General features: G+C 63.6%; 9 protein-coding genes. 8 read left to right on the top strand and 1 reads right to left on the bottom strand.

The window, feature by feature from the left end; translation table 11 throughout:
• Nucleotides 1-340 precede the first annotated feature (340 nt).
• Both AB4Z53_RS30500 and AB4Z53_RS30495 read left to right on the top strand, forming a co-directional pair.
• Nucleotides 341-1,051, top strand: coding sequence for a GntR family transcriptional regulator (locus AB4Z53_RS30500; RefSeq protein WP_113540847.1), 711 nt, complete (start codon nt 341-343; stop codon nt 1,049-1,051).
• Between the two features lie 127 nt (nt 1,052-1,178).
• Complete coding sequence (locus AB4Z53_RS30495) at nt 1,179-2,141, top strand: dihydrodipicolinate synthase family protein (protein WP_113540839.1); 963 nt, start codon at nt 1,179-1,181, stop codon at nt 2,139-2,141.
• 328 nt (nt 2,142-2,469) lie between these two features.
• Here AB4Z53_RS30495 and AB4Z53_RS30490 read toward each other — a convergent pair whose 3' ends face one another.
• Nucleotides 2,470-3,507, bottom strand: a complete 1,038-nt coding sequence (locus AB4Z53_RS30490) for an Ldh family oxidoreductase (protein WP_113540838.1) — start codon at nt 3,505-3,507, stop codon at nt 2,470-2,472.
• A 156-nt stretch (nt 3,508-3,663) separates the two neighbouring features.
• On the opposite strand from AB4Z53_RS30490, the gene AB4Z53_RS30485 reads away from it, so the two are divergent.
• The 6 genes from AB4Z53_RS30485 to AB4Z53_RS30460 all read left to right on the top strand — a co-directional run bounded on the left by AB4Z53_RS30485 (nt 3,664) and on the right by AB4Z53_RS30460 (nt 9,594).
• On the top strand, nt 3,664-5,181 hold the full coding sequence (locus AB4Z53_RS30485; RefSeq protein ID WP_113540837.1) for an aldehyde dehydrogenase (NADP(+)): 1,518 nt from the start codon (nt 3,664-3,666) through the stop codon (nt 5,179-5,181).
• 235 nt (nt 5,182-5,416) lie between these two features.
• Nucleotides 5,417-6,223 carry an ABC transporter substrate-binding protein gene (locus tag AB4Z53_RS30480; protein ID WP_113540836.1) on the top strand — a complete coding sequence of 269 codons (807 nt, stop codon included), beginning with the start codon at nt 5,417-5,419 and terminating at the stop codon, nt 6,221-6,223.
• Between the two features lie 71 nt (nt 6,224-6,294).
• Nucleotides 6,295-6,960, top strand: a complete 666-nt coding sequence (locus AB4Z53_RS30475; RefSeq protein WP_113540835.1) for an amino acid ABC transporter permease — start codon at nt 6,295-6,297, stop codon at nt 6,958-6,960.
• Between the two features lie 13 nt (nt 6,961-6,973).
• Nucleotides 6,974-7,624 carry an amino acid ABC transporter permease gene (locus AB4Z53_RS30470; protein ID WP_034798414.1) on the top strand — a complete coding sequence of 217 codons (651 nt, stop codon included), beginning with the start codon at nt 6,974-6,976 and terminating at the stop codon, nt 7,622-7,624.
• A complete protein-coding gene (locus AB4Z53_RS30465; protein ID WP_113540834.1) occupies nt 7,617-8,339 on the top strand; it encodes an amino acid ABC transporter ATP-binding protein in 723 nt (240 codons plus the stop codon). Before AB4Z53_RS30470 ends, AB4Z53_RS30465 begins: the two co-directional genes overlap by 8 nt.
• A 7-nt stretch (nt 8,340-8,346) precedes the next feature.
• Nucleotides 8,347-9,594, top strand: coding sequence for an NAD(P)/FAD-dependent oxidoreductase (locus tag AB4Z53_RS30460; RefSeq protein WP_441599139.1), 1,248 nt, complete (start codon nt 8,347-8,349; stop codon nt 9,592-9,594).
• The last annotated feature ends 12 nt before the right edge of the window (nt 9,595-9,606 follow it).

Here is a 9,606-nt window from a genome sequence, read left to right as displayed (position 1 = left end):
GGCTGCCAGTCCGTGGCGCCTCGTTTCGCTTCGATGAACACCTTATAACTCAGGCCCTTGGTAAGTTGCAGCGCTCAAAACTCAGCGCTCCCATGTGGGAAATGCATAGGTCCCTGACCCGGCCGCCCGCTGCCCCCTTCGTCCGCCCTGTGCACTATTATCCGTTTCCAGCCAGAGCCTCTTAAAGCCGGTGCGCCGCGCCGGAGCACTCCCTCAGCAAAGTGCAGGCCGGAGAAATACACGTATCTGGATATTCCCGCCGCCGCTGGCCCTTCGCGACGGAAACGGTTGATCCCCGCGGCAGAGACAAGTATTTCTTTTGTCGACAAAGGATTCTGAGATGACCGATATCGACACCGACAACAGCCCCATCCCCGAACGCAAGCGCGGTTCCGGCGTGAAAATGGTCTACGACCTCCTGCGCGACGAGATCCTCGACCTGGTTCTGCCGCCAGGCAGCCCGATCGACGAAGTGCAGCTCGCCGAGCGTCTGAAGATGTCGCGCACGCCGATCCGCGAGGCGCTGGTCAGGCTTGCCGGTGAGGGGCTGATCGACACGCTGCCGAACCGCTCGACGATGGTGGCGAACATCGACTTCCTCAACCTGAACCCGTTCTTCGACGCACTGGTGCTGATGTACCGCGTCACCACGCGGCTTGCAGCGCAGAACCACCGCCCGGAAGATCTGCCGATCATTCGCGGCTTTCACGAGGACTATGCGGCAGCCGTGCAAACACGCGACGCGCTGACGATGATCGCCACCAATGCCGCCTTCCACGCGGCGATCGCGGAGGCCGGACGCAACCCTTACTTCACCAGCCTGTTTCGCCGGCTGCTCGACGAGGGGCGGCGCATTCTCCGTCTCTACTACCAGTCCTACGAGGAGCAATTCCCCCAACGCTTCGTCGACGAACACGCGGCCATGATCGCCGCGATCGCGGCGCGCGACATCGAAGCGGCCGATCGTCTCGGCAAGGCGCATGCGGAGCAGATCGTCGAGCAGGTGCAGAAGCTTTTTGCCCGCAACAGCAAGCTCGACATCGCTCTGTAGGGTCTTTGTATTTTTCTTGTCGACAAATAAAATACAAACGGCTATTGTCTCTATCAATGGCACGGAGACGTGCGCCGCCGACGGCGTGCACGCCTCATGCCCCGAGACAAGCCAAGAGGAGTTTCAAATGAAGGCGAAGATTTTCTCCGGCGTCATCCCGGCGCTGATGACCCCGTGCAAGCAAGACCGTACCCCCGATTTCGACGCACTGGTCCGCAAGGGCCAGGAGCTCATCGCTCAGGGCATGTCCGCAGTCGTGTACTGTGGCTCGATGGGCGACTGGCCGCTCCTGACCGACGAACAGCGCATGGAAGGCGTCGAGCGCCTGGTCAAGGCCGGCATTCCGGTCATCGTCGGCACCGGCGCCGTCAACACCGCTTCGGCTGTCGCCCATGCGGCACACGCTGAAAAGGTCGGCGCCCAGGGCCTGATGGTCATCCCGCGCGTGCTTTCGCGTGGCTCGGTCGTCGCTGCCCAGAAGAACCACTTCAAGGCCATTCTCTCGGCCGCCCCGAGCCTGCCGGCTGTCATCTACAACAGCCCCTACTACGGCTTCGCCACCCGCGCCGACCTGTTCTTCGCGCTGCGCGCCGAGCATCCGAACCTCGTCGGCTTCAAGGAATTCGGTGGCGCTGCCGACATGCGCTATGCAGCCGAAAACATCACCAGCCGTGACGATGGCGTCTCGCTGATGATCGGCGTCGACACGGCCGTGTTCCACGGCTTCGTCAACTGCGGCGCAACGGGTGCCATCACCGGCATCGGCTGCGTGCTGCCGAAGGAAGTCATCCACATGTGCAACCTGTCGCGTGCCGCCGCCGAAGGCGACGTCGACGCACGTCTGCGCGCTCTGGAACTGGAACAGGCGCTCGCCGTTCTCTCGTCCTTCGACGAAGGCCCGGACCTCGTTCTCTACTTCAAGCACATGATGGTGCTGAAGGGCGACAAGGAATACACGCTGCACTTCAACGAGAGCGATGCGCTTTCGGATAGCCAGCGCGGCTACGTCGAAGCCCAGTTCAAGCTGTTCAACAGCTGGTACGCAGAGTGGAGCAAGCTCCCGGGCGCCGTCCAGAAGTACAAGGCCTGATCGCTCGATCGGCCCGCAATAGGAAAGGCCCTCCAACCGGAGGGCCTTTTTTTGTTTTCTGCGAAAACATCTCTTCACACTTTGACCGCAACGAAGCTTGGCGTCGGAGAAGGCCGTCCCTCGCACGCTTGTGGCGGAACCTGGCCTGCCCAAGTCTAAGTCGAAAATCGTTTGGTCCGCGGACGCTCATGTCTAAAACGGCAAGAACGACGGCGAATGCCATCACCACTGCGTCAATCGCAGCAAAAAGCCCTCCGGTCGGAGGGCTTCTATTTCGCATGCGCTTTCGAGCGGGCGCTGAGGGACTACCAGTAAAGTAAGTTCGTGCTTACGCGACGGCGTCGATGCCGAGCGCGAGGAGCCGGTCGAGCTGCTCCATCTCGGCCTTGTTGAGAACGATGCCATCGGCTTCCGACTTGGCACGGGCCATGAAGCGCCGCTGCGAGGGAAGGCGGGCACCCTGGCCGACAATCGCTTCGAACAGCACTTCGGCGCGGGCGAAGGGATTGCCGGGCCGGCCGGCGGCGAACTTCTCCGGCGAGAAGGCGACGATCAGTTCGCCATGGAACGGTGCAAGCGTCGTGGTGCCGAGATAATCGAGCACTTCCGGGCTCGTCAGGTCGCCGATCATGATGCCGGCGAGAAGCTCGACCATCGTGCCGATCGCCGAACCCTTGTGGCCGCCGAAGGGAAGCATGGCACCGGCAAGGGCTGCTTCCGGATCCGTCGTCGGATTGCCCTCGGCATCGATCGCCCAGCCCTCAGGCAAGGGCTTGCCGGCCCGGCGGTGCAGCTCGATCTCGCCGCGGGCGGCAACCGAGGTCGCGAAGTCGAAAACGTAGGGCGGCTGGTTCTCGCGCGGCCAGCCGAAGGCGAAGGGGTTTGTGCCGAGCAACGGCTTGTTGCCGCCGGTCGGCGCAACCGTCGCGTAGCTCGGGCACATGACGAGGCCGGCAAGCCCTTCGCCGGTCAGGCCTTCCACTTCCGGCCAGAGCGCGGAGAAATGGGTGCAATCATTGATGACGAGGGCTGCGATCCCGAGCGAGCGCGCACGTTCGGCAAGCACCGGCAGGCCCAGTTCAAAGGCCGGGTTGGCGAAGCCGCCCTTGGCATTGACCTTGACGATCGCCGAACCTTCCTGCGCATCGAGCTCCGGTACGGCATCCGCCTTCACCTTGCCGGCCTTGACGGTGCGAAGCGCCCCTTCGATGCGGTAGATGCCGTGCGATTTGCAGGCATCACGCTCGCCGGCAACGATCACGCGGGCCAGCGCTCCGGCCTGAACGCCATTGAGCCCAGCCTTCCGGAAGATCGCCTCGACACGCTCGTGAAGCGCCGTGATCGTCAGGATGTTGGTTTCGCTCATCTCTCTCCCTCTCAAATGCTGCGCCTGATCCGGATAGGTCAGTCAGGCGATTGATGTTCTGCATACATATAGTATACAAAGATCCGACAAGTGCAATTCAGCCATGATCCCCTCTGCCACAAAAGGCAATCCGGGATCGAGAGAAAGGATCGCCAGATGGCCTTCACCCCCAAAGGAAAACACCTTGTCGCCGGCGAATGGCTCGACGGCGCAGGCACCTTCGCATCAGCACCCGCCCATGGTCCGGTGCACCAGTTTGCCACCGGGACGGTGGAGCTGGTCAACCGTGCGGCCGAAGCCGCCGAAGAAGCGTTCCTGAGCTACGGCTATTCGACCCGCGCCGAGCGCGCCGCCTTCCTGCGTGCCATTGCCGACGAAATCGAAGCGCGCGCCGAAGCAATCACCGAGATCGGCACCCAGGAAACCGGCCTGCCGGAAGCCCGCCTGCAGGGCGAACGCGGCCGCACTACCGGCCAGCTCCGTCTTTTTGCCGACCACATCGAAAAGGGCGAATACCTCGACCGCCGTTTCGATGCAGCTTTGCCTGAGCGCCAGCCGGCGCCGCGCCCGGAAATCCGCCTCATCCAGCGCCCGATCGGCCCGGTCGCCGTCTTCGGCGCCTCGAACTTCCCGCTCGCTTTTTCGACCGCCGGCGGCGACACCGCTGCCGCACTGGCAGCCGGCTGCCCTGTGGTCGTCAAGGGCCACTCGGCCCATCCGGGCACCGGTGAAATCGTCGCCCAGGCTGTCGAAGCCGCAATCCGCAAGACCGGCGTTCACCCAGGCGTCTTCTCACTGATCCAGGGCGGCAACCGCCAGGTCGGCGAAGCGCTGGTGCAGCATCCGCTGATCAAGGCCGTCGGTTTCACCGGCTCGCTCGCCGGTGGTCGTGCGCTCTTCAATCTCTGCGCCGCGCGTCCGGAGCCGATCCCGTTCTTCGGCGAGCTCGGCTCGGTCAACCCGATGTTCCTGCTGCCGGAAGCACTGAAGGTACGGGCCGAAGGTCTCGGCCAGGGTTGGGCCGGTTCGCTGTCCATGGGCGCCGGCCAGTTCTGCACCAACCCCGGTATAGCCGTGGTTGTCGAAGGTGCCGATGCCGACCGTTTCACCTCGGCCGCCGTCGAGGCGCTCGGCAAGGTCGCGCCGCAGACGATGCTGACCGACGGCATCGCCAAGGCCTATCACGACGGCCAGGCGCGCTTTGAAAGCCGCAACACCGTGAAGCCGCTGCTGACGACCGAATCGTCCGGCCGCTCGGTCTCGCCGAACCTGTTCGAAACGACGGGCGACCAGTTCCTTGCCGACCATGCGCTCGGCGAAGAGGTCTTCGGCCCGCTCGGCCTCGTCGTCCGCGTCGGCTCGACCGAAGAGATGGAACAGCTTGCCCGCGGCTTCGAGGGACAGCTGACCACCACCATCCACATGGATGCGGCCGACCTCGAGACCGCGCGCCGTCTCCGCCCGATCCTCGAGCGCAAGGCCGGCCGCGTGCTCGTCAACGGTTTCCCGACCGGTGTCGAGGTGGTGGATTCCATGGTGCATGGCGGCCCCTATCCGGCCTCGACCAACTTTGGCGCCACCAGCGTCGGCACGATGTCGATCCGCCGCTTCCTGCGCCCGGTCGCCTACCAGAACATGCCGGAAGGCCTGCTGCCCGAGGATTTCCAGGGCTAAGGCGGATGAGGAAATGTGCGGGCGGCTCGCCGCCCGCGCCCAGTCCCGACCGATAGGACACGACAGATCGCTTCGCAGGGTTCCCATTTGACGAAACAAATGGGAACCCTGCGGGCGTTTTGCGTTAGGATGATATACTTTTTGTATACTAATTGTATTTTTCTATTGATTTGTGCTCTCTAAAACGAAATAGTGGGTCAGCCGTCAAACGGCACTCATTTCAGGGAGAGAGATAATGAAGACTTCGGTGCTCGCGCTCGGCCTCGTTGCGGCCGCTGCTCTGACCAGCCAGGCCCATGCCGACAAGCTGGATGACGTCATCGGCTCGGGAACGCTGCGTTGCGCAGTCGTACTCGACTTCCCGCCGATGGGTTCTCGCGACGAGAACAACAACCCGATCGGTTTTGACGTCGATTACTGCAACGACCTCGCAAAGGCACTCGGCGTCACCGCCGAAATCGTCGAAACCCCATTCCCGGAGCGTATTCCTGCGCTGATGTCGGGCCGCGTCGATGTCGGCGTCGCCTCGACCTCCGACACGCTTGAGCGTGCCAAGACCGTCGGCATGACGATCCCCTACTTCGCCTTCGAAATGGCCGTAACCGCCAACGACAAGTCGGGCGTCAAGTCCTTCGAAGACATGAAGGGCAAGACTGTCGGCGCCACCGCAGGTACCTTCGAGGCGATCGCTCTCGAAAAGCAGGTCAAGGAATGGGGCGCCGGTGAGTTCCGTCCGTACCAGACGCAGGCAGACGTGTTCCTCGCGCTCAGCCAGGGCCAGATCGACGCCACGGTTTCGACCTCGACCGTCGCCCAGGCCAACGTGAAGGGCGGCAAGTTCGCCGGCATCTCCGTCGTCGGCAAGGCTCCGTTCGACACCGACTACGTCGCGCTCTTCACCAACCGCGAAGAGTATGGCTTCATCAACTTCCTCAACCTCTTCATCAACCAGCAGGTCCGCACCGGCCGCTACGCAGAACTTTACGAAAAGTGGGTCGGCGGCGAGCTTCCGGACCTTACGGCAAAGGGCGTTTACCGCTAATCTGGCCGTCCATCTGGCGGCGCGAGGTGTAGCCTCGCGCCGCTATTCGTTTCCGCAGAGGTGAGACGAAAATGTTCAGTTATACCTTCCATTGGAATCAGGCGCTGAAAGCCCTGCCACAGATGCTCGATGGAGCACTGGTCACCTTGCAGGTGGCTCTGCTCTCGATGGTCATCGGCCTGGCACTGGCGCTGGCGCTCACGGCCTGCCGCCTGTCCGGAAACCGTATCCTCAGTGGCTTTGCCACTGCCTGGGTCGAGATCGCCCGCAACACGCCGGCGCTGTTCCAGATCTACATGGCGCATTTCGGACTCGGCAATTTCGGCATCCACCTGAGCCCCTATACGGCGCTGCTGGCGGGGATCGCCTTCAACAATGCCGGCTATCTCGCCGAGAATTTCCGCGGCGCGCTCAAGGCTATTCCCGAGACTCAGACGCGCGCAGGCCGCTCGCTCGGCATGACCGCGGTGCAAGCATTCCGCTACATCGTATTGCCGCAGATGCTGCGCATCGCCTTCCTGCCGGTTACCAACCAGATGGTCTGGGCGATCCTGATGACGTCGCTCGGCGTTACCGTGGGCATGAACACCGACCTCGCCGGCATCACCCAGGAACTGAACGCCCGCTCGTTCCGGACCTTCGAATTCTTCGCGATCGCGGCGATCATCTACTACCTGATCGCCAAGGCCGTGACGCTTGGTGCGCGCCTGCTCGCCGCACGCATGTTCCGCTACTAAGGAGAGGTGAGAGATGTTCAATACCGCCCTCACCCTCGCTGATCTCGGCTTCCTGCTGCAAGGCGCGCTGATGACGCTCGCGGTCACCGCCGTCTCGGTCACCGCCGGCACCGTTCTCGGCATCATCTTCGGTGTCGTGCGCAACCAGGTCGGCCCCTACTGGGCCGCACCGCTCACTTTCGTGCTCGACATCTTCCGCTCGGTGCCGCTCCTGATCCAGCTCGTGCTTGCCAATGCCTTCCAGGCGATCGCCAAGCTCGGCTGGGCGCCGTTCACGACCTCCTGCGTTGTGCTGTCGCTCTATACGGCCGCCTATTGCACTGAGATCGTGCGTGGTGGCATCTCTTCCGTGCCGCCGACGACCCGCCGCGCCGCCCGTTCGCTCGGCATGACCTGGTGGCAGGACATGCGCTACATCGTGGCGCCGCTTGCGACCCGCGTTTCGCTGCCGTCCTGGATCGGCCTGACGCTTGGCGTCATGAAGGACTCGGCACTCGTGCTCTGGCTCGGCCTGATCGAACTGCTGCGCGCTTCGCAGGTTCTCGTCACCCGCCTGCAGGAGCCGCTGCTGATCCTTCTGATCTGCGGCGCCATCTACTTCCTCATCAGCTTCCCGATCGCCCGGCTCGGCGGTTACCTTGAAAAACGGTGGTCCAATGATTGAGATCCAGAACGTTCGCAAATCCTTCGGCTCGCTGGAGGTTCTCAAAAGCATTAACCTCACCGTCAACAAGGGCGAGGTGCTGACCATCATTGGCGGCTCCGGTTCCGGCAAATCGACCCTGCTCACCTGCATCAACGGTCTTGAGCCGATCGATGCCGGCCGCATCCTCGTCGACGGCACCGAGGTCCACGCCAAGTCAACAAACCTCAACAAGCTGCGCAGCAAGCTCGGCATCGTCTTCCAGCAGTTCAATGCTTTCCCGCACCTGACCGTGCTTGAAAACGTCACGCTGGCGCCACGCAAGGTGCTGGGCCTCTCGAAGGAGAAGGCCGAGGAGATCGCCGTCAAGCAGCTCACACATGTTGGCCTCGGCGAAAAGCTCGGCGTCTATCCGACCCGCATGTCGGGCGGCCAGCAGCAGCGCATGGCGATTGCCCGCGCGCTTGCCATGTCCCCGGAATACATGCTGTTTGACGAAGTGACCTCGGCGCTCGATCCGCAGCTCGTCGGCGAAGTGCTCGACACGCTGCGCATGCTGGCGTCCGAAGGCATGACGATGATCTGCGTCACGCACGAGATGAAGTTCGCCCGCGAGGTCTCCGATCGGGTCGCCTTCTTCCACAAGGGCGTGATGGCGGAAATCGCCGCACCGGAAGCGCTCTTCGGCGCGCCGAAGGATCCGGAACTGCAGAAGTTCCTGGCAGCGACGCACTGAGCCGATCATGACCGATGCAATTCAGCCTGACGTCATCGTCATCGGCGCCGGCGTCGTCGGCCTATCGGCGGCGATCGCCGCCCAGGCACGGGGGCTTTCGGTCACCGTGCTCGACCGGGAAGGCCCGGCAGCAGGAGCCTCGGCGGGCAATGCCGGGGCCTTCGCCTTCACCGACATCCTGCCGCTCGCCTCGCCCGGCATCCTCAAAAAGGCGCCGAAGTGGCTGCTCGACCCGCTCGGACCGCTGAGCGTCCCGCCGGCCTATGCGGTGCAGATCGCGCCATGGATGTTCCGCTTCTGGCGTGCCTGCTCGGCAAGCCGCGTGGCACATTCGACGACCGCGCAGACGGCAATGATGGACCTCTCCAAGGCGGAGCTCGAACCCTTCCTGGCTGAGACCGGCACCCTGCCGATGCTGCGCAAGGAGGGCAACCTTCAGGTCTATGAAAGCGAAGCCGAACTGAAGGCATCGCTTCCCGGCTGGAAGGCGCGAGCGGAGCACGGCATCGAGTTCCGCCACATGGGCGCGGCCGAAATGGCCGAAATTCAACCCGGTCTCGCGCCACGCTTCACCCACGGCACCTTTACGCCCGGCTGGTTCTCGATCGCCGATCCCAAGCTCTACACGCTGGCGCTGGCAGACCATTTCCGCGCCAAGGGCGGCACCATCGAGCGCGCCGAGGTCGCGGCACTGAAGCCGGTTGATGGCGGCATCGAACTGACGGCCGGCGGCAAGACGCTGCGTGCGGGCCAGGTCGTGCTTTCGGCCGGCGCCTTCTCGCACCAGATCGCCCGCACGCTCGGCGAGCGCATCCCGCTCGAAACCGAGCGCGGTTATAACACCACATTGCCGCAGGATGCCTTTGATCTGCGCACCCAGGTCACCTTCGGCGGCCACGGCTTCGTCGTCACTCGGCTTTCGACCGGCATCCGCGTCGGCGGCGCCGTCGAGCTCGGCGGCCTGAAGCTGCCACCGAACTTCCGGCGCTCCGAGGCCATGCTGAAGAAGGCGCAGACCTTCCTGCCCGGCTTCAAGAGCGAAGGCGGCGTGCAGTGGATGGGCTTCCGTCCGTCGCTGCCCGATAGCCTGCCGGCCATCGGCCGCGCCCGTGCCACGGGCCGCGTCGTCTATGCCTTCGGCCACGGCCATCTCGGCCTGACGCAGTCGGCAGGAACCGCGCGCCTCGTCGCCGATCTGCTCACCGGCCAGCGGCCGGCGATCGACATCCAATCCTTCTCGCCTCAAAGATTCTGACAGAGCTTATAC

The organism is Ensifer sp. 2TAB8, from assembly GCF_052115125.1.
Taxonomy (GTDB): Bacteria; Pseudomonadota; Alphaproteobacteria; order Rhizobiales; family Rhizobiaceae; genus Ensifer.
The sequence above is the reverse complement of the archived record's forward strand: the minus strand, read 5'-3'. Positions and strand labels throughout refer to the sequence as shown.

What these genes read in the sequence shown, in the direction of transcription:
- AB4Z53_RS30500 (WP_113540847.1), top strand. Translation starts at nt 341, where the DNA reads ATGACCGATATCGACACCGACAACAGCCCCATCCCCGAACGCAAGCGC.
- AB4Z53_RS30495 (WP_113540839.1), top strand. Translation starts at nt 1,179, where the DNA reads ATGAAGGCGAAGATTTTCTCCGGCGTCATCCCGGCGCTGATGACCCCG.
- AB4Z53_RS30490 (WP_113540838.1), bottom strand. Translation starts at nt 3,507, where the DNA reads ATGAGCGAAACCAACATCCTGACGATCACGGCGCTTCACGAGCGTGTC.
- AB4Z53_RS30485 (WP_113540837.1), top strand. Translation starts at nt 3,664, where the DNA reads ATGGCCTTCACCCCCAAAGGAAAACACCTTGTCGCCGGCGAATGGCTC.
- AB4Z53_RS30480 (WP_113540836.1), top strand. Translation starts at nt 5,417, where the DNA reads ATGAAGACTTCGGTGCTCGCGCTCGGCCTCGTTGCGGCCGCTGCTCTG.
- AB4Z53_RS30475 (WP_113540835.1), top strand. Translation starts at nt 6,295, where the DNA reads ATGTTCAGTTATACCTTCCATTGGAATCAGGCGCTGAAAGCCCTGCCA.
- AB4Z53_RS30470 (WP_034798414.1), top strand. Translation starts at nt 6,974, where the DNA reads ATGTTCAATACCGCCCTCACCCTCGCTGATCTCGGCTTCCTGCTGCAA.
- AB4Z53_RS30465 (WP_113540834.1), top strand. Translation starts at nt 7,617, where the DNA reads ATGATTGAGATCCAGAACGTTCGCAAATCCTTCGGCTCGCTGGAGGTT.
- AB4Z53_RS30460 (WP_441599139.1), top strand. Translation starts at nt 8,347, where the DNA reads ATGACCGATGCAATTCAGCCTGACGTCATCGTCATCGGCGCCGGCGTC.